The sequence below is a fragment of the Paeniglutamicibacter quisquiliarum genome, assembly GCF_019084045.1.
Taxonomy (GTDB): Bacteria; Actinomycetota; Actinomycetes; order Actinomycetales; family Micrococcaceae; genus Paeniglutamicibacter; species Paeniglutamicibacter quisquiliarum.
In genome coordinates this window covers 65569-83825 of the sequence record NZ_JAHRED010000003.1, presented here as the reverse complement: position 1 = coordinate 83825, position 18257 = coordinate 65569, and the positions used below count along the sequence as shown (strand labels likewise).

The 18257-nt window shown below is 64.6% G+C and carries 14 protein-coding genes and 1 tRNA gene; 4 read left to right on the top strand and 11 right to left on the bottom strand.

All coding sequences use genetic code 11. From position 1 onward, the window contains the following. Positions 1-6 precede the first annotated feature (6 nt). From KRR55_RS07070 to KRR55_RS07050, 5 genes are all read right to left on the bottom strand, one after another. The gene (locus KRR55_RS07070; RefSeq protein ID WP_217388375.1) at positions 7-774 is read right to left on the bottom strand and encodes an amino acid ABC transporter ATP-binding protein; all 768 of its coding nucleotides are present in this window, start codon (positions 772-774) and stop codon (positions 7-9) included. Continuing rightward, the gene (locus KRR55_RS07065) at positions 771-1727 is read right to left on the bottom strand and encodes an amino acid ABC transporter permease (protein WP_217388374.1); all 957 of its coding nucleotides are present in this window, start codon (positions 1725-1727) and stop codon (positions 771-773) included. The genes KRR55_RS07070 and KRR55_RS07065 overlap by 4 nt, the downstream gene beginning before the upstream one ends. Then, positions 1724-2623, bottom strand: coding sequence for an ABC transporter substrate-binding protein (locus tag KRR55_RS07060; RefSeq protein WP_217388373.1), 900 nt, complete (start codon positions 2621-2623; stop codon positions 1724-1726). The genes KRR55_RS07065 and KRR55_RS07060 overlap by 4 nt, the downstream gene beginning before the upstream one ends. A 159-nt stretch (positions 2624-2782) precedes the next feature. Beyond that, positions 2783-4459: an HAL/PAL/TAL family ammonia-lyase gene (locus tag KRR55_RS07055; protein ID WP_217388372.1), complete on the bottom strand. Its 1677-nt coding sequence runs from the start codon at positions 4457-4459 to the stop codon at positions 2783-2785. Continuing rightward, positions 4437-5222, bottom strand: coding sequence for an IclR family transcriptional regulator (locus KRR55_RS07050; protein WP_217388371.1), 786 nt, complete (start codon positions 5220-5222; stop codon positions 4437-4439). The genes KRR55_RS07055 and KRR55_RS07050 overlap by 23 nt, the downstream gene beginning before the upstream one ends. Before the next feature lie 187 nt (positions 5223-5409). On the opposite strand from KRR55_RS07050, the gene KRR55_RS07045 reads away from it, so the two are divergent. Further along, complete coding sequence (locus KRR55_RS07045) at positions 5410-6618, top strand: cytochrome P450 (RefSeq protein WP_217388370.1); 1209 nt, start codon at positions 5410-5412, stop codon at positions 6616-6618. Positions 6619-6709: 91 nt separating this feature from the next. Here KRR55_RS07045 and KRR55_RS07040 read toward each other — a convergent pair whose 3' ends face one another. The 4 genes from KRR55_RS07040 to pcrA all read right to left on the bottom strand — a co-directional run bounded on the left by KRR55_RS07040 (position 6710) and on the right by pcrA (position 12856). After that, complete coding sequence (locus tag KRR55_RS07040) at positions 6710-7927, bottom strand: alpha-hydroxy acid oxidase (RefSeq protein ID WP_217388369.1); 1218 nt, start codon at positions 7925-7927, stop codon at positions 6710-6712. Positions 7928-8122: 195 nt separating this feature from the next. Beyond that, positions 8123-9025: a succinate--CoA ligase subunit alpha gene (sucD, locus tag KRR55_RS07035; RefSeq protein WP_217388368.1), complete on the bottom strand. Its 903-nt coding sequence runs from the start codon at positions 9023-9025 to the stop codon at positions 8123-8125. Between the two features lie 16 nt (positions 9026-9041). Beyond that, entirely contained in the window at positions 9042-10211 is a 1170-nt protein-coding gene (sucC, locus tag KRR55_RS07030; protein ID WP_217388367.1) for an ADP-forming succinate--CoA ligase subunit beta, read from the bottom strand. 239 nt (positions 10212-10450) lie between these two features. Further along, entirely contained in the window at positions 10451-12856 is a 2406-nt protein-coding gene (gene pcrA, locus KRR55_RS07025; protein ID WP_217388366.1) for a DNA helicase PcrA, read from the bottom strand. A 73-nt stretch (positions 12857-12929) separates the two neighbouring features. On the opposite strand from pcrA, the gene KRR55_RS07020 reads away from it, so the two are divergent. Then, entirely contained in the window at positions 12930-13565 is a 636-nt protein-coding gene (locus tag KRR55_RS07020; RefSeq protein ID WP_254455952.1) for a hypothetical protein, read from the top strand. A 100-nt stretch (positions 13566-13665) separates the two neighbouring features. Next, a tRNA-Arg gene (locus tag KRR55_RS07015) sits at positions 13666-13742 on the top strand. Between the two features lie 716 nt (positions 13743-14458). On the opposite strand, the gene KRR55_RS07010 is transcribed toward KRR55_RS07015, so the two are convergent. Continuing rightward, positions 14459-15688 carry an ROK family transcriptional regulator gene (locus KRR55_RS07010; protein ID WP_217388365.1) on the bottom strand — a complete coding sequence of 410 codons (1230 nt, stop codon included), beginning with the start codon at positions 15686-15688 and terminating at the stop codon, positions 14459-14461. Positions 15689-15896: 208 nt separating this feature from the next. On the opposite strand from KRR55_RS07010, the gene KRR55_RS07005 reads away from it, so the two are divergent. Continuing rightward, complete coding sequence (locus KRR55_RS07005; RefSeq protein WP_217388364.1) at positions 15897-16298, top strand: NUDIX hydrolase; 402 nt, start codon at positions 15897-15899, stop codon at positions 16296-16298. A 9-nt stretch (positions 16299-16307) separates the two neighbouring features. On the opposite strand, the gene KRR55_RS07000 is transcribed toward KRR55_RS07005, so the two are convergent. After that, positions 16308-18164 carry an ABC transporter ATP-binding protein gene (locus KRR55_RS07000; protein ID WP_217388363.1) on the bottom strand — a complete coding sequence of 619 codons (1857 nt, stop codon included), beginning with the start codon at positions 18162-18164 and terminating at the stop codon, positions 16308-16310. Positions 18165-18257: the final 93 nt, after the last annotated feature.

Sequence of the window (18257 nt, the reverse complement as noted above, 5' to 3'; positions counted from 1 at the left end):
TCGCTTCTAGGCCAGGACCTTGGACAGGAAGGCCTGGGTTCGGGGTTCGCGGGGGTCTTCAAGGACCTGTCGGGGGCTGCCGGACTCGACCAGCTGCCCGTCCGCCATGAAGTGGACGACGTCCCCTACTTCCTTGGCGAAGCCCATTTCGTGGGTCACCACGATCATGGTCATCCCCGAGGCCGCCAGGGAGGTCATGACCTCCAGCACCTCCCCCACCAGCTCCGGGTCGAGCGCGGAGGTCGGCTCGTCGAAGAGCATGAGCTTCGGCTTCAGGGCCAGGGCCCGGGCAATGGCCACGCGTTGCTGCTGGCCCCCGGAAAGCTGCGAGGGGTAGTGCTGGTACTTGTCGGCCAATCCCACCCGGTCCAGCAGTTCCATGCCCTCGGCCATGGCCTTGGCCCGGGATTTGCGCTGCACGATTGTCGGTCCCTCGATCACGTTCTCCAGGGCGGTCCGGTGCGGGAACAGGTTGAATTGCTGGAAGACCATGCCGACGGACGCACGCTGCTTGGCCGTTTCGTTTTCCTTCAGTTCGTGCAACTTGTTCCCCGCCCGGCGATATCCAATGCGATCCCCGTGGACCCACATTTCCCCGTCGCTGATTTTTTCCAGGTGGTTGATGCACCGCAGGAACGTGCTTTTTCCCGAGCCGGAGGGCCCCAGCAGGCAGGCGACCTGTCCGGCCTGCACCTCCAGGGTGATGCCCTTGAGGATTTCCAGGTGGCCGAAGGACTTGCGCACATTGTGGGCGCGCAGGACTGGTTCGTTCATTTGCTCGGCTCCAATTCCGGCTCGATGCTTGGCGCTGGGGTCGGCCCCGTGACGGGGCCGGTCGCCGAGGCCGCGGGCGCCGCTGGCTTCTTGCCCTTGATGGGCGTGAAGCCGCGTTCAAAGTGGCGTTCGACGAAGTACTGGCCGACGGAGAGCACCGCGGTGACCGCCAGGTACCAGATGGCCGCCACGATGAGCAGCGGGATGGTCTGGAAATTGCGCGAGTAGATGATCGAGACGCTGGTCAGCAGCTCCGAGTACCCGATGACGATGACCAGCGAGGTGTACTTGAGCATGCCGATGGTTTCGTTGCCGGTCGGCGGGATGATCACGCGCATGGCCTGCGGCAGGATCACCCGGCGCATGGTCTGCAGGCGGGACATGCCGATCGCCTTGGCCGCCTCGGTCTGGCCCGCGGCGATGGACCGGATGCCCGAGCGAACGATCTCGCCCATGTAGGCGCCCTCATTGAGGCTCAGGCCCAGCAGGGCGGCGGTGAACGGGGAGATCACCGAGTTGGTGTCGATGCTCAGTAGCTGGGGCCCGAAGGGGATGCCGAGCCCGATGTTGGGGATCAGCGCCGCCAGGAAGAACCAGAACAGCAGCTGCACCATCAGCGGCGTCCCGCGGAAGAACCACGAGTACGCCCAGGCCGCGGTGGACAGGATCGGGTTTGCCGAGAGCCTGCAGACCGCCACCACGATCCCCAGCACGATGCCGATGAGCATGGAGATGGCGGTGAGCATCAGGGTCCGGCCCAGGCCGGCCATCACCGGCGCCGCGAAGAGGTACTCGCCCACCACGTCCCAGTGGAAGCGTTCGTTGGCGAACATCGAGTAGATCAGCATCAGGAGGATGCCGACGACTGCCACCGCGGCAATCCAGCGGCCCAGATAGCGGGCCGGCACGATGACCAGACCGTTCTCCTGCGGTTCAGGGGTCCGCGTGGTCATTGCTTGACCCCGTTGACGGGGAAGGACTCCATGGTGTGGTCGGCCATGTTGTACTTGGCCAGGATCTTGTCGTAGCTACCGTCGGCCTTGATGGCCTCGAGTCCCTTTTGGATGGTGATCATGAGCTGTTCCTGGTCCTTGGGGAAGACGATGCCGAAGGCCAGGTCTTGGTAGCGCTCGCCCATGGCCAGGGCGCCCTTGGACTCGGCGGCAATGACCGACCCGGAGGTCGAATCGACCAGGAAGGCGTCCACGCGGTTTGACTGCAGGGCCAGCACCGCCTGGTTCTGTCCGGCGAAGATCGTCACCTCGACCTTCGGTTTGCCGGCTTCCTCGCACTTCTTGGAGGCCTCGGCGGCGTCGGCGTCCTCGGTGGTGCCCTTCACGATGCCCACGTGGGCGCCGCACAGGTCATCGAGCGTCTTGAGCTTCTCGGCGTTTGCTGCCGAGGTCATGACGCCTCCTCCCGCGGAGAAGTAGTCGATGAAGTTGACCTGCTTCTGGCGTTCGACGGTGTCGGACATCGCCGACATGGCCATGTCGTAGCGTGCCGAGGCGAGTCCCGGGATGATCGCGTCGAAGGCGATGTTGTCGAAGTCCATGGTGACGCCCAACTGCTTCTCCAGCTCGTCGGCGATTTCCCTGTCGATGCCGATGACGGTGGTGCCGTCCGTGTCAAAGGACTCGAACGGCGGATATTCGACGTTGCTGGCCACGTTGATGGCCCCGGCCTTTTGGATCTTCTCCGGCAGCTGGCCAAACAGGGGCGCACTGGCGTTGGCCGCGGCCGGCTTTTCGGCCTCCGCGGTCCCGCCGCAGGCGGAAAGCGCGAGCAGGCCTGCCAGGGCAAGTGCACCAAGTGCGCCGGAACGGATGGTGCGAGTGGAGTTTTTCATGATGTTTTCCTCCTGATGGATGCGTTCTGAACTGCTGGAGCGGATGGGACTTTCTTGGGGGTGAATCCCGCGGAATCCGTGGCGTTCACGGATTTTTTGGGCATGGGAAGTAGAGCCACCGACTTCGGCGGTGTGCTGGGGGGAACCTTTCGGGGGCGGCTAGCCGGCGAGAACCTTGTTCACGGTTTCAACGACCAACCCGCTGTGCACCAGGTCAAGGGCCATCCTGACCCGTGGGTACATGACCACGTCGGCGCGGATGTGGTCGATCGGCCGTCCGTCGGCCGAATTGCTGCCGCGCACCAGCGCCAGGGCCGCGGCGCTAGCCGCGCCCGGGCGGGCGTCCCCGGTGTCCGGGTGCGCGGCACGCAGCTCCAGCGCCTGGGCGGCCATGAGCAATTCGATGCCGACCACGGATTCGATGTTGGCCACGATCTGCCGGGCATGTCGTCCGGCGTTGTTGGCCATTGAGACGTGGTCTTCCTGGTTGGCGCAGGTCGGGATGGAATCGACCGAGTCGGGGTGGGCCAGGGTCTTGCAGTCGGACACCAGGGCAGCGGCCAGGTATTGCGGCAGCATGTAGCCGCAGTCCATGCCCGTTTGCTCGCTGTCGATGAGCATGTCGGGCAGCCCCCGGTTCAGCGTTCCGTCGTCGAGGCGGAAGAGCCGGCGCTCGGTGATGTTGCCGATCTCGGTGACGACTATGGAAATGAAGTCGGCGGCGAAGGCCACGTACTCGGCGTGGAAGTTCCCGCCCGAGACGGCCTTGAGTTTGCGGGTGTCGGGCAGCGACGGGAAGATCAGCGGGTTGTCCGTGGCCGCGTTGATTTCGTTGTCGATGATCCCGGCCGCGAAGGCCAGGGTGTCCTTGATCGGGCCGAAGACCTGCGGGATGCAGCGCAGCGAGTAGGCATCCTGGGGCGGTTGGCGGACCGGGTCGGTTGACGCGTTGCCGTCGATGAGGGTGGACCCCGACAGCAATTCGCGGATGCGCGCGGCAACCTCGATTTGCCCCCGCTGGCCGCGGGCCTGGTGCAACTCGTCAATGAAGGCGTCGCCGAACCCCATGAGCGCCTCGATGGTCATGGCCGCGGTGATTTGCGCCGTTTCCAGCAGGTTCTGTGCGTCGTAGAGGGCAAGGGCCGCCTGGGCGCAGGAGAACGAGGTGCCGTTGAGTAGGGCGAGTCCGTCCTTGGCCCCCAGCGGCAGCCGCTCGATGCCGGCGTGGCGCATCGCGGCGATGCCGCTGACCACGTTGCCGTCCACCAGGGCCTCCCCCGAATCCAGCTCCAGGTCCTCCCCGGTGTGCGACCGGGACATCACGATGGCCACGTGCGCCAGCGGGATGAGGTCCCCGGAAGCGCCGAGCGAGCCGTACTCCGGAATCGCCGGGCAGACCCCCGCGTTGAGCATCCGGGCCAGGGTGGTGACGATTTCGGGCCGCACCCCCGAGTGTCCTTGGGTCAGGCTGACGATGCGGATGAACATCGTCGCGCGCACGACTTCCTCGTCGACGTACCTGCCCACGCCCGCGGCGTTGGAGAGCACCAGGCGCCGGGACAGTTCGGCGGCGTCGGCCGGCTCGGCGAAGGCCTTGCGTCCGGCCAATGACCCGAAGCCGGTGTTGATGGAATAGATCGGCGGTGTCTGCTTGCCCGGTCCCATCGCATCGACGATGCCGTCCAGCCATTCCCGGCTGGGGGCCATGGCGCCGAAGACAGCATCGTCGATGATGACGGGGCGTCGATGCCGGGCCACCTGAATGAGGTCGTCGAGCGTGGCACGGTGAAGGCCAATGGTCACCGGTGCCGTTTCAGCCAATACTGCTGTAGTCATCAAGGGTCTCCCTGGTTGATTTGTTCGGCGTGCACTCTTGCAATGCCTGGGTAAGTTTGTTGGCCGATTCCTGCATGGTGCGCAGCGTGGAGGAAATCCAGAAGCGGGAACTGCAAGTCCCCTCGGGACCGGCGACGTTGATCGAGCAGACGACTTCTCCGTGGCTGGTCACCGGGATGGCGATGGACAGCGATCCCTGATCCAATTCGCCGCGGGACAGCACATATCCGGAGGACCGGGTCTGCGGAATGGACGCCAGGATTTGCTCGCGGTTCATGGTCTTGGCGGTGAACCGGGTCATGGATCCGGAGAGCACCTCATGAACCACTTCGGGGGGTGCCCAGGCCAGCAACACGCGCTGCCCCGCCCCCGCATGCAGCGGCAGCAATTCGTTGACGGCGAAGGAGTATTTCAGGGACTTCTCCGGCTCCACGCGCCGAAGGCACATGGCCTGGGATCCGATCCGCACGATCATCACTGCCGTTTCCCCGACCTGGTCCACGATTTCGCGAAGCACCGCATTGCCCACCTCGGCGAGGTAGGACTGGGCATGGTGGCGGCCGGCGGACTTGAGAAGCACCGGTCCCGGCCGGTAGCGCCCGTCTTCCTCGCAGACGAAATTCTGTTCACGCAACACCTTGAAATACCGGTATGCGGAGCTTGCTGGAATGCCGAGCTTCCTGGCCACGGCCTCGACCGAGGCGTCCCCGTGTTCTATGACCTCGGACAGGATTCTCAAACCCCGTTCAAAAGACGTTGACATGTGTCCCAAGCCTCCCTTCCAACCCAAGATGAGATGTGATGCGCGACATATGCTCGGGCACTGATTCGATGTTGCATGCTGCGGGAGCGAAGAACAATTCCGACTCTCACATAGTGAGAACCACGCTTACCCGCTGAACCGCTGCGCGCTAGGTTGAGGGCAGTCACCACGATCTCGGGAGGAACCCATGGACTCGACCCTGGCCGCTGCCACGGCGCCGCTATTTACGGAAGACCCCTATTCCCTGGCACATTTGGCCGAACCATACGGGCTCTTCGAACGCATGCGCGACGCCGGCCCGGTGGTCCGGCTCGAGGAACACGACGTCCTGGCCGTGACGCGCTTCGATGAGTGCAAGGAAGTCCTGGAGGACTACCGCACCTTTATCTCCGGCGCGGGAGCCGGGCCGCGGAACCTTCACCGCGAACCCAGCTGGCGGGCCCAGGGCATCATGGAGTCGGATCCCCCGATCCACACCCAGATGCGCCATGCCATAGCGGGAGTCATTTCGCCCCGCGGGGTCCGTTCGCTGCGCGCGGGCTTCGAGCAATATGCGACCGAACTCGTCGACGAGCTGCTGGATCGCGGGGAATTCGATCTGGTCAAGGACATGTCGGAGGTCTTCCCCCTGCGCGCCTTCGGGGATGCCGTCGGCATTCCGCGCGAGGGCCGGGCCGAGAACCTCCTGGCGCTGGGCGCGGCCAACTTCTCCACCTTCGGACCCGACACGCCGCTGGCCCGGGAGCACTTTTCCGCGGGGGCCGGCACCAACGACTGGGCCATGGCCAACACCGCCCGTGAACGGCTGAGCCCCGGCAGCCTGGGTGCGCAGATCTGGGACTACGCGGACCGCGGCGAGATCACCGCGGACCAGGCCCCGCTGCTGGTGCGCGCCATGCTTTCGGCGGGCCTCGACACCACGATCTTCTCGCTGGGAGCAACATTGCTGGCCTTGGTCCGCCACCCGGGGCAATACGCGAAGGTCCACGAGAATCCCAAGCTCGTGAAGTTCGCCATCGACGAGGCCTTCCGCTACGAGTCGCCGTTTCAGTCCTTCTACCGCACGACGAGCCAGCCCGCGGAAATCGGGGGCATGGCCATCCCGGCCGAGACCAAGGTTGCGGTATTCGTTGGCGCCGCGAACCGCGATGAGCGGCGCTGGGGGCCGACCGCGAACGAGTACGACATCACCCGGGCCGCGGGCGGGCACCTGGCCTTCGGCATGGGCATCCACCAGTGTGTGGGCCAGCCGTTGTCGCGACTCGAAATGGATGTGCTCATCACCGAACTGGCGCGCCGGGTGAAGTCCATCGAGTTGACGGCCGAGCCGGAGCAATTCATGCACACCACGTTGCGCGGCTGGAAATCCATTCCGGTGCGGGTCGCCGCCGCCTAGGCGGCCACGGCCTTTTAGGAAGCGACCGGCGCGATGTCCCCGAGCGGTTCGCGGGGACAACGTGCCGGTCGGTCGCCGGCTGCCGGCGGATTCACCCCTCGCCCACGCCCATGCGCACGTGTTGCGGGCCCAGTTCCGCCAGGGTGCGCACGCCCAGCAGGGCCATGGTTTGCCGGATCTCCCGTTCCAGGATCTCCAGGGTGCGTTCCACCCCTGCCTGTCCCCCGGCCATCAAGCCGTAGAGGTAGGCCCTGCCGATGAGGGTGAAGTTCGCCCCCGCGGCCAGCGTCGCCACCACGTCGCCCCCGCTCATGATTCCCGAATCGGCGATGAGGAGCCGGTCCGGCCCCACCGCGGCGCGGATGGCCGGAAGCTGCAACACCGGCACCGGCGCCCTGTCCAGCTGGCGTCCGCCATGGTTGGAGACCACCACGCCGTCGACACCGTGCCCGAAGCATGCCACCGCGTCCTCGGGCCCCTGCACGCCCTTGACGATCAACGTGCCCGGCCATGCCTCCCGCACCCAGGCGAGGTCGGCGTAGTTCAGGGATGCGTCAAACATCGTGTCGAACCGGGCGCTGATATTTCCCGTGTTGTGCGGAAAGTTGGCGAAGCCCAGGGGTTCGGTGGTGAGGAAGTCCAGGCACCAGCCGGGGCGCCTGAGCGCATCGAGCATGGTTCGCGCACCGAGGGTCGGCGGCAGGGTCATGCCGTTTCGCTGGTCCCGAACGCGGGTGGACGTCACGGCGGTGTCCACCGTCAGGAGCAGGGCGCTGTAGCCGGCCTCCCGGGCCCTGCTCATCATGTCAACGGAGACCGCACGATCCTGGCCGAGGTACAGCTGGAACCAGCGGGTGCCCTGTGGCGCCGCGGCGGCGGTTTCCTCGATGGACACGGTGCCCATGGTGGAAAGGGTGAAGGGGATGTTGTGCCTTGCCGCTGCTGCTGCCCCGGCGCGTTCACCGGCGGCATGCATCAGGCGCGTCAGCCCGGTGGGGGCGATGCCCACGGGCAACGAGAATCGCCCGCCGGCCACGGCCACGGAGGGGTCCACCGCGCTGACGTCGCGCAGGATCCCGGGGAGCAATTCCGTGTTCCGGTATGCGCGGTAGTTCCGTTCCAGGGCCTCTTCGGCGTAGGAACCGCCATCCGCATAGTCGAAGGCCGCGGTGGGGGTGCGGCGCCTGGCCAGCTGCCGCAGGTCTTCCATGTTCAGCGCCCCGCGCGCCGGGCTCGTGCCGGGTTTCGGAAATGGCTTGAACTTCAGCTGGGCCAGCGCCGCCGGAAGCCTGGTGAGCGAACGTTTCATGACGCGGGGCCGCCTGCCTTTCGATGCGGGGACACTTTCCTCCCCCGCATCCTAGGCATCGCTGCGGCCCGGCGAACAACCCGCGATCCCGCAGGGCGGGAAGGGCCGGCGGCCGGACGGTGCTTAACGGCCGACGGCGGTTGGCCATCCGGAACCCCGGGTGTCCAACCGCCGTCGGCGGATAGTGCTATTGCCTTAGAGGGCGGCGAAAACTTCGCGCAGCAGCGTTGCGGTTTCCGACGGGGTCTTGCCGACCTTCACGCCTGCAGCCTCAAGTGCTTCCTTCTTGGCCTGTGCGGTACCGGCCGAGCCCGAGACGATGGCGCCGGCGTGGCCCATGGTCTTGCCCTCCGGTGCGGTGAAGCCAGCCACGTAGCCGACGACCGGCTTGGTGACGTTGGCCTTGATGAAGTCGGCTGCACGCTCTTCGGCGTCGCCGCCGATTTCGCCGATCATCACGATGGCCTTGGTCTCCGGGTCCGCCTCGAACGCAGCCAGGGCGTCGATGTGGGTGGTGCCGATGACCGGGTCGCCGCCAATGCCGATGGCGGTGGAGAAGCCCAGGTCGCGCAGTTCGTACATCATCTGGTAGGTCAGGGTGCCGGACTTGGAGACCAAGCCGATCGGGCCCTTCTGGGTGATGTTGTTCGGCGTGATGCCGACCAGTGCCTCGCCCGGGGTGATGATGCCGGGGCAGTTCGGGCCAATGATGCGGGTGACCTGGTTGCCGTCGGCGTCGACCTTGGACTGGGCCAGTGCCCAGAACTCGGCCGAATCCTGGACCGGAACGCCCTCGGTGATGACAACGACCAGGCCGATGCCTGCCTCGATGGCCTCAACGACGGCATCCTTGGTGAATGCCGGCGGAACGAAGACGATGGAAACGTCTGCGCCGGTTTCGGCCATGGCTTCCGCCACTGCGCCGAAGACCTTGATTTCCTTGTCGCCGTGCAGCACGGTGGTGCCTGCCTTGCGGGCGTTGACGCCGCCGACGATGTTGGTGCCGGCCTTGAGCATCAGTGCGGTGTGCTTGGTGCCCTCGCCACCGGTGATGCCCTGAACGATGACCTTGGAGTCCTTGTTAAGGTAAATGCTCATGTTCGCGTATCCCTACTTACTTCGCTGCGTTGGCGAGCTCGGCGGCCTTGTCGGCGCCCTCGTCCATGGTTGCTGCCAGGGTGACCAACGGGTGGTTGGCCTCGGCCAGGATGCGGCGGCCCTCTTCGACGTTGTTGCCGTCGAGGCGCACGACCAGCGGCTTGTTGGCGGAGGAACCGAGTTCGGCCAGTGCGCCGACGATGCCCTTGGCAACGGCGTCACATGCGGTGATGCCGCCGAAGACGTTCACGAAGACCGACTTGACCTGCTTGTCGTTCAGGATGACGTCCAGGCCAGCGGCCATGACCTCGGCAGAGGCTCCGCCGCCGATGTCCAGGAAGTTGGCGGGCTTCACGTTGCCGTGGTTTTCGCCGGCGTAGGCAACGACGTCCAGGGTCGACATGACCAGGCCTGCACCGTTGCCGATGATGCCAACTTCGCCGTCCAGCTTGACGTAGTTCAGGTCCATCGCCTTGGCCTTGGCCTCGAGCGGATCCGCTGCGTCCTTGTCTTCGAGCTCGACGTGGTGCGGGTGGCGGAACTCGGCGTTCTCGTCGATGGAGACCTTGCCGTCGAGGGCGACGATGTCGCCGGCGCCGGTGCGAACCAGCGGGTTGACCTCAACCAGGGTGGCGTCTTCCTTCTTGAAGACGTCCCACAGCTTCAGGATGGCGGAGGCGACCTTTTCGGTCAGCTCCGGGGCGAAGCCTGCCGCGGCGACGATTTCGTCGGCCTTGGCCTGGTCGATGCCCACGGCCGGGTCAACTGCAATGCGGGCCAGGGCCTCGGGACGCTCAACGGCGAGGTCCTCGATTTCCATGCCGCCCTCAACCGAGCACATGGCCAGGTAGTTGCGGTTCGCGCGGTCCAGCAGCACCGAGAAGTAGAACTCCTCGGCGATGTCGGCGCCCTGGGCGATCATGACCTTGTTCACGGTGTGGCCCTTGATGTCCATGCCGAGAATGTCGGTTGCGTATGCGAATGCCTCGTCGGCGGTCTTTGCGACCTTGACGCCGCCGGCCTTGCCGCGGCCTCCGACCTTTACCTGGGCTTTAACAACCACGACGCCGCCGATTTTCTCGGCTGCGGCCTTGGCTTCTTCAGGAGTGTAGGCAACGATGCCGGCCAGCACGGGTACGCCGTGCGACTCGAACATATCGCGCGCCTGGTATTCATACAGGTCCACGGGCTTGTGTCCTTCTTGTCGAAGTCTATGCTGACTCAAGGCATGGCTCCGTAGATACGATTCCATGCATCGAGGGGGTAGAGCCCCGCCTGGGATAAGGCCAGGCTCCGTCCTCAGCCTAACGCGTTCGCGCCCATTGACACAGTTCTACAATCCGTAGAGCCAACGGGTGCGTGACCACTGCCACAAGCCCTCCCGCACGGGCCCCGGCGCCGCTGCGGGCAATGGCCATGAATTGGCTAGTCAAGCTTGGTTAACGGGGCATACCGAAGCAACAAGCGCTTCTCCGCATCGGCGAACTTAACCTTCGCCACGGTCTTGTCCCCGGCACCCTCGAGCGCCAGGACAACACCCTGGCCGAAGGTGCCATGTGTCACCTTGTCGCCAACGCTCAGGGCGATGATTTCCTTGTTCGGCTGCACGCGACCCTTGGCCCGCGCCACCGGTGCGGTGCTCAGCGTGTGAATTTCCGGGGCCCCGGAAAGCCTGCCCCCGCCGCCGGCGCCGGAACCCGCACCCCAATAGGAACCCGACTCATAGCGGCTGGTGGCAAAGTTGTTGCGCCCGCCGAAGGATTCAAAGCTTGCCCGCTTGGTGCCCTCGCGCTTCCAGTCCACCAGGTTTCCGGGGATTTCCTCGAGGAACTGGCTGGCCGGGTTGTACTGTGACTGGCCCCAGAGGCTGCGGTATTCGGCGCGCGTCAAATAGAGGCGCTGGCGGGCACGGGTGAGCCCCACGTAGGCCAACCGGCGTTCCTCCGCCAGCTCCTTCTCATCCGTCAGCGAGCGCTGGTGCGGGAAGATCCCGTGTTCCATGCCGGTGAGGAAGACCACGGGGAATTCCAGCCCCTTGGCCGTGTGCAAGGTCATGAGCGTGACCATTCCCTCACGGTGGGCCATGTCGACGCCCTCCGCATCGCTTGGTGCCTCCGGGATGGAATCGGCGTCGGCCACCAGCGCGACGCGTTCCAGGAAATCGGTGAGCGTTCCCTCGGGGTTCTCCTTCATGAAGTCCCGGACCACTGCCACGAGTTCGGCGAGGTTTTCGACGCGCGACTCATCCTGCGGGTCGTTGGAGGAGCGGAGCATTTCCAGGTATCCGGTCTGCTCCAGCACCGCTTCCAGCGCCTCGGCGGGGCCAGAGCCCTCGGCAACCACGGCAAGGTCGTCCATGATCTTCACGAACGCGCCGATCATGTTCTGGCCGCGCGTCCCCAGCCCGGGGGCGTCTTCGGCACGGCGCAGCGCCTCCATGAAGGAGATCCGCTCGCGCTCGGCCAACGCCGCCACCGAGTATTCGGCCCGGTCCCCGATGCCGCGCTTGGGCTCGTTGAGGATGCGCCTCACGTTGATGTCGTCTTCCGGGTTCACCAGCACCCGCAAGTAGGCCAGGGCGTCCTTGACCTCCTTGCGGTCGTAGAAGCGGGTCCCGCCAATGACCTTGTACTTCAGGTCCACGCGGATCAGCTGTTCCTCCAGGGAACGTGATTGGGCGTTGGTCCGGTAGAAGACGGCCACGTCCCCGGGGCGGATGCCCTCTTCGTCATTCAGGCGCAGGATTTCGTCGGCAATCCAGCGCGCCTCGTCCGACTCGGATTCGCCCACGTAGCCAATGATCAGTTCGCCGTCGCCCTCGGCGGTCCAGAGACGCTTTTCGGGCCGGTCCGGATTGCGCTTGATGACCTCGTTGGCTGCCGAAAGGATGGTTTGCGTCGAGCGGTAGTTCTGCTCGAGCTTGATCGTTTCGGCGTCCGGATAGTCCTTGGAGAACTCGTTGATGTTGCGGATGTCTGCGCCACGGAAGGCATAGATCGACTGGTCCGAGTCGCCCACCACGGTCAGTTCCCCGCCCGGGGTCGGTCCGTCCGGTCCGGTCAGCTCGCGCACCAGGGCGTACTGGGCGTGGTTGGTGTCCTGGTATTCGTCGACCATCACATGGCGGAAACGCCGGCGGTAGTTGTCGGCGACCGCCGGGAAGGCGCGGAAGATGTTGACCACGTGGGCAATCAGGTCATCGAAGTCCAGGGCGTTGGCGGCGCGCAAGCGCTCGGTGTAACCGCGGTACACCTGGAGGACCGCCGAGGCGAACGGGTCGTTGCTGGCGACGGTGGCAGCATATTGCTCATCGTCGATGAGCTCATTTTTCAGCGCGGAAATCTTGTGTGCGATGGATTTGGGCGTGAACTTCTTGGGATCCAGCTCCAGCCCCTTGGACACCAGGGTGATCAACCGCAGGGAATCGGCGGAGTCGTAGATGGAGAAGCTGGACTTCAGTCCCACCGAGGCCGCCTCGCGGCGAAGGATGCGCACGCACGAGGAGTGGAAGGTCGAGACCCACATCTTCTTGGCCACGTCCTCGCCAACCAGTGCGGAGATGCGTTCGCGCATTTCGGCGGCGGCCTTGTTGGTGAAGGTGATGGCAAGGATCTCGTGCGGACGCGACCGTCCCGTCGCCAGGAGATAGGCAATGCGGTGGGAAAGCACCCGGGTCTTGCCCGACCCGGCCCCGGCGACGATCAGCAACGGGGAGCCGGAATGTTTGACTGCCTGCTCCTGCTCGGGGTTCAAACCGGCAAGCAGCTCTTGGGTGCCTGGCAGGTGTGGGGCTGGAGCGGGCGCGACGAAGTCATCGAAAAGGAAATCCATGATGCGCCCTAGTCTACGGCGGTGCGGCCACGGGTTGGCCGGGTTCCGTTCGATTGGCGGCATAATTGGGGTTATGGCCAAGTCACAGAAGAAAAAGAAACAGTACAACCGTCCTGCCCCGGTTGCCCCACCGGCCAATCCCTCCACACAGCGATCGCCGGAGAAGGCAGCGGGGAACGCCAACCTGATCCTGATTGCCGGGTTGGTCGTCACGCTCTTCCTCTTCGGATACTTCCACCTGCTGGTCCTGAACCAGATGACCGACTTGTCCAACGGGCTGACCATGCCCGACCAAATGGTCGGCGGCTACGCGGTTGAGCATATCGAGGCGTTGCGCCAGGCCATGGATGCCGACGCCGCCGGGCAGTTGAACTACGTGCACAAGACCGCCGGCCTGCTCTTCCCGCTTTTCCTGGCACTGATCACCATGCTGGCGGTGAACATCAATACCGCCCGCGGCGCGGTCCGCTGGATCCTGTGGGCCGTGCCCATGGCCTTCGCGGTAGTGGACCTGTGGGAGAACCGGGCCATCGACGCCTTGTTCATCGGCACGCTGGACCCGGCCGCGGTGTCCCTGGCCTCCACGCTGACCACGAGCCGGTGGCTCCTGCTCTTTGCAACGGCGGCAATCTTGTTCGCGGTGCTCATCGCTTCGTTTGGGCGGACGTTCCGCGAGAAGTGGGAATTGTCCAAGCGGGGCCTGCTCTAGGCCGACGGTTATGCGGCGCCGGCTCGGCACGCGGTGTCGCATTAACCAAGCTTCGGCAAAATGCCGTTAGAATTGATTCGGATCGTTTTTGACGAAACGGGCCTCTGTAGCTCAGTTGGATAGAGCGACTCTCTCCTAAAGAGTAGGCCGTCGGTTCAATTCCGGCCAGGGGCACCACGGAGACGCGACCTGCATACATGCAGGTCGCGTCTCGTTTAAGCAACAGACTTGCGACCCAATCCATATTCCTGCCCCGGGGACGTCCGGGCATGAGGGCAACCCTGATCCGAAGTCGTCCGTGGCCCCGCGGAGGGATGTTTCCCTCTCTCGACCGCCCGCGCCACCGCAGCGAGCTGGCCCGATGCGGGCAGCCGACCGGATGACCCCCTGGGCGAATTGTGCCGAAGGGTCCAAAGGGTGCGGCGCGGATGCCTCACGCGCGCTGGTTGCGCGGTCCGGCCACCTCGTCGGCCGGTTGCGGATGCCCCTGTCGCAGAAATGCGGGGCACGTCGTCCATCTCGGGGCTTCGGCCCCTGGCAGCAACGTACAAACCCGTTTTGTGGTCCATCGGCCGGACCTTGACTCGAGGGTGAGGGTTAAAAAGAGGTGCCGTCGACCGGTGAATCCGTGGGATAACTCCCATTACATCCTACGGCACCGGTCGACGGCGTTAAGAGCCGGGTCCCCAGCAGCCGACCTGCCGTTCCCCCACGCACTGCCTTCGCTGATAAACAAGACCTATGCGAAAACAACGGTGGGCAGCTCGGTTGCCACCAACTCTTATTGGTCATCTAAATTCATTAGAGAAAGTTTGTCAACTGACCCGTGAGTAATAAGTCAAAGGGTCGTTCAAAACGGTAATGAACGACCCTTTGACGTAATATGCGACGGCCTAGCGCAACAACAGCGCCGCGGCCTTGGGCGAAAGGCTCGCGTCCATGATGGCACAGGCCCCGCCGATCGCCCCGACTTCGTGGCCCAGTGTCGAGGAACGAACCTCGATCGTGTGGACGTTCTTGGAGCTGAAGCGGTCGTTGATGATCGCACGCAGGTCTTCGAGGCACCATTCGCCGACCTCGGACCACAAGGGGCCGGCCAGGATCACCAATCCGATGTCGAGGGTGTTGCACAGCTGCCCGGCAACCTGGCCCACGTGACCCATGCATTCGCGGATCAGTTCCACGGCGGCTTCGTTCCCGGCTTTCGCAAGGCGCACGAGCTCGACCATTCCGGCCGCACGTTCTGCCGCGTTGCCGTCATCGGGCACCGTGAGGTTCAGGCCGCGATCGCGGGCCTTCTGCGCGATCATGTTGAACGCCAAGGAGGCATGCAAGCAATCGTTGCGTCCGCAAATGTCGCATTCCTGGGCGACAACGCCGGTGGAGAAATGCCCGATCTCGCCTGCGTTGTTGCTGATCCCGCGGTGGATTTCCCCGTTCAGGACCATGCCTGCGCCGATTCCGGCACCGATATACATCGTGACGAAGTTGTCTCGTTCGGCGTCGTTGCCCTTCCACTGTTCCGCGATGGAGGCGGCAATGGTGTCTTTTTCAATGACGACGTCGAGCTTGAGCAGCCGGTGCAGTGGCCCGACCATGTCGACGTCTTTCCATCCGTCGAGCAGCGGCGGGTCGATCATGACTCCGCGTTCGGGATCGAGGGGGCCGGGGACGACGACGCCGACGCCCAGCACGTTGGCGCGTGGAACGCCCGATTCGGCAATGATCTCGTCCACGGTCAGGGCCATGGTTTCGATGGTCTTTTCCGGATTCTCGACGGCGGGGATATCCAGGCGACGCGAGTGCAGGATTTCACCCCGCAGGTTCAAGATCACCACGGTGATAACACCGGGATCGAGGTGGATGCCCACGGCAACCATGCGATTTGCCTCGAGCTCCAAGACGGTACGCGGCTTGCCCGGTCCCGACACAATCGTGCGGTCCTCGCGGACCAGGCCCTCGTCAAGAAGACGGCGCACGACGTTTGAAATGGTTTGCGGGGAAAGTCCGGTGGAGCCTGCAAGCTCTACGCGACTGACCCCGTCGACCGCACGACGGATCGATTCAAAAATGACCGCCTGATTAAAATCCCCGAGTCGACCTAAGTTGGTGCCCCGCTGCATCAATTCTCCATTTGTAGATCCACATTTGATCCCCCATCGGCCGTACCTGAACCACCTGTCCCCAATGACTAGTGAGGTTCCGTGAACATGGCGCGTTAACGAATTGACTCCAGTATCCACGATTAAATGGAAAAACGCGCCCCGAGACTTGTCCTCAAAGCACGCTACCACCACCAACTGTGCTTTTGGTGCTTGTTAAGCTCAAGTTGTGCCAAAGATTCTTACCATCGCAGCCCTGCAGCTACTAGACCCCTCCGGACGCATCCTGCTGGTGCGCAAGGAGGGGACCACCATGTTCATGCAACCGGGAGGGAAGCTCGAACCCGGCGAAAGCCCATTGGCCGCAGTATTGCGCGAAGTGCAGGAGGAATTGGACCTGGTTTTCACTCCCGGCCAGGTCACCTCCATGGGCCTGTGGATCGGGCCGGCGGCCAACGAAGCCGACACCGACATCCACGCCCACCTGTTCGCCGCCCGAACCCTTGACACGCCGAGGATCCAGGCCGAAATCGAGCAGATGCTGTGGCTCGACCCGGCAGCGGCGATGGCCCGATCCGACATCGCGCCGCTACTGCGCGAGAAGGTCCTTCCCGGCCTGCTGGGACTTTGACGCCCGGCGTTACTGCGCGAACTGCGTGTCGTGCAATTCGGCGTACCGGCCGCGTGCCGCCAAGAGCTCGGCGTGGGTGCCGCGTTCGGCAATCCGTCCATCCTCAATGACCAGGATCAAGTCGGCCGTGCGGATGGTCGAGAGTCGGTGCGCGATAACCAGCGCGGTCCGGTTTTCCAGGGCCTCGGCCAGGGCCGCCTGGACCGCTGCCTCGTTGGAGGAATCCAGTGCCGCGGTGGCCTCATCGAGAATGACCACCTGCGGTGCAGCCAGCAGCAGCCGCGCAATGGTCATGCGCTGGCGCTCCCCGCCCGAAAGCCGGTAGCCGCGCTCCCCCACCACGGTGTCCAGCCCGTCGGGAAGCGCTTCGATGGTGGGTTCCAACCGGGCACGCCGCAGCGCCTGCCAGAGCTCCGCGTCGCTGGCCTCCGGCTTGGCAAGGCGAAGATTGGATCCGATGGTCTCGTGGAACAGGTGACCGTCCTGGGTGACCATCGACACGGTGGAGCGCAACGAGCCAAGCTTGAGCTCGCGGATGTCGACCCCGGCCAACTGCACACTGCCCGCATCAACGTCGTAGAGTCGTGCCAGCAGCGAGGCGATGGTTGATTTCCCGGCCCCCGAGGAGCCGACAAGTGCCACCGTGGTCCCGGCCGGGATCTCGAAGTCGATGCCGTGCAGCACCGTTTCCCCGCCCCGGGTGTCGAGCACCGAGACGTCTTCCAGTGAGGCCAGGGAAACCTTTTCGGCGCTGGGGTAGGCAAAGGACACGTTCGAGAACTTCACCGACACCGGGCCCGGATCCAGAACCCTGGCATGGGGCGCGTCGGTGATCAGGGGCTTGAGGTCGAGGATCTCAAAGACCCTGTCAAAGCTCACCAGTGCGCTGGTGATCTCCACCCGGGCGTTGGCCAGGGCGGTGAGCGGGGCGTAAAGCCGGGTCAGCAGCAACGCCAACACGACCACGTCGCCGGCGGCCAGCTCGCCGCGCATCGCATAGACGCCACCGAGCCCGTACACGAGAGCCAGGGCCAGGGCGGCGACCAGGGTGAGCATGGAGACAAAGAAGAACTGGCGCATGGCCATCTTCACCCCGATGTCCCGCACCCGTCCGGCGCGAGTTGCAAATTGCGCCGATTCGTCCGCAGGGCGCCCGAAGAGCTTGATCAGGGTGGCTCCGGGGGCGGAGAAGCGTTCCGTCATCTGGGTGCCCATGGACGCGTTCAGGTCGGCCGATTCCTTGCGCAGCAGCGCCAGGGACTTTCCGAAGTGGCGGGCGGGAAGCAGGAAGACCGGAAGCAGGACCAGCGCCAGCGCCGTGACCTGCCAGGAGGTGGAAAACATGACGCCCGCAGTCAACAACAGCGCCACGGTGTTGGACACCAGGCCCGAGAGGGTCCCGGCGAACGCGGATTGGGCACCGATCACGTCGTTGTTCAGCCTGCTGACCAGCGCGCCGGTCCGGGTGCGGGTAAAGAACGCCACCGGCATCTTCTGCACGTGGTCAAAAACCGCGGTGCGCAGGTCGAAAATGATCCCCTCGCCCAGCCTCGAGGAAAACCAGCGCACCACGAGCGAGACGACGGCATCCAGCACGGCCACCAACGCAATGATCGCCGCCAGTTTCAAGACGACCTGAATCCCGGTCTGGGCGACGATGGCATCGACCACGCGGCCGGCCAACACCGGGGTGACCACCGCCAGGACGGCCGAGATCACCGAGAAGAGCACGAAGACCAGCAGCCTGTTCTTGTAGCTCGCGGCAAAGGCCACTACCCTCCGCGGTGTCGTGGCCGCGTATGCCTTGCCCTTGTCCGGCCCGGACATTCGCCACAACGAATGCCAGGCCGCAGATTCCATGCTCATGTATTTGTTCTCGCCATCCAGCCAGGTCGTCTTGCCGCACCACGCGGAAGATCCCGCGAGGCAATTAAAAAGTCATCGATTGTGGGCCAGCAT

Coding starts and splice junctions, on each gene's coding strand:
- KRR55_RS07070 (WP_217388375.1), bottom strand. CDS start 774: ATGAACGAACCAGTCCTGCGCGCCCACAATGTGCGCAAGTCCTTCGGC.
- KRR55_RS07065 (WP_217388374.1), bottom strand. CDS start 1,727: ATGACCACGCGGACCCCTGAACCGCAGGAGAACGGTCTGGTCATCGTG.
- KRR55_RS07060 (WP_217388373.1), bottom strand. CDS start 2,623: ATGAAAAACTCCACTCGCACCATCCGTTCCGGCGCACTTGGTGCACTT.
- KRR55_RS07055 (WP_217388372.1), bottom strand. CDS start 4,459: ATGACTACAGCAGTATTGGCTGAAACGGCACCGGTGACCATTGGCCTT.
- KRR55_RS07050 (WP_217388371.1), bottom strand. CDS start 5,222: ATGTCAACGTCTTTTGAACGGGGTTTGAGAATCCTGTCCGAGGTCATA.
- KRR55_RS07045 (WP_217388370.1), top strand. CDS start 5,410: ATGGACTCGACCCTGGCCGCTGCCACGGCGCCGCTATTTACGGAAGAC.
- KRR55_RS07040 (WP_217388369.1), bottom strand. CDS start 7,927: ATGAAACGTTCGCTCACCAGGCTTCCGGCGGCGCTGGCCCAGCTGAAG.
- sucD (WP_217388368.1), bottom strand. CDS start 9,025: ATGAGCATTTACCTTAACAAGGACTCCAAGGTCATCGTTCAGGGCATC.
- pcrA (WP_217388366.1), bottom strand. CDS start 12,856: ATGGATTTCCTTTTCGATGACTTCGTCGCGCCCGCTCCAGCCCCACAC.
- KRR55_RS07020 (WP_254455952.1), top strand. CDS start 12,930: ATGGCCAAGTCACAGAAGAAAAAGAAACAGTACAACCGTCCTGCCCCG.
- KRR55_RS07010 (WP_217388365.1), bottom strand. CDS start 15,688: ATGCAGCGGGGCACCAACTTAGGTCGACTCGGGGATTTTAATCAGGCG.
- KRR55_RS07000 (WP_217388363.1), bottom strand. CDS start 18,164: ATGAGCATGGAATCTGCGGCCTGGCATTCGTTGTGGCGAATGTCCGGG.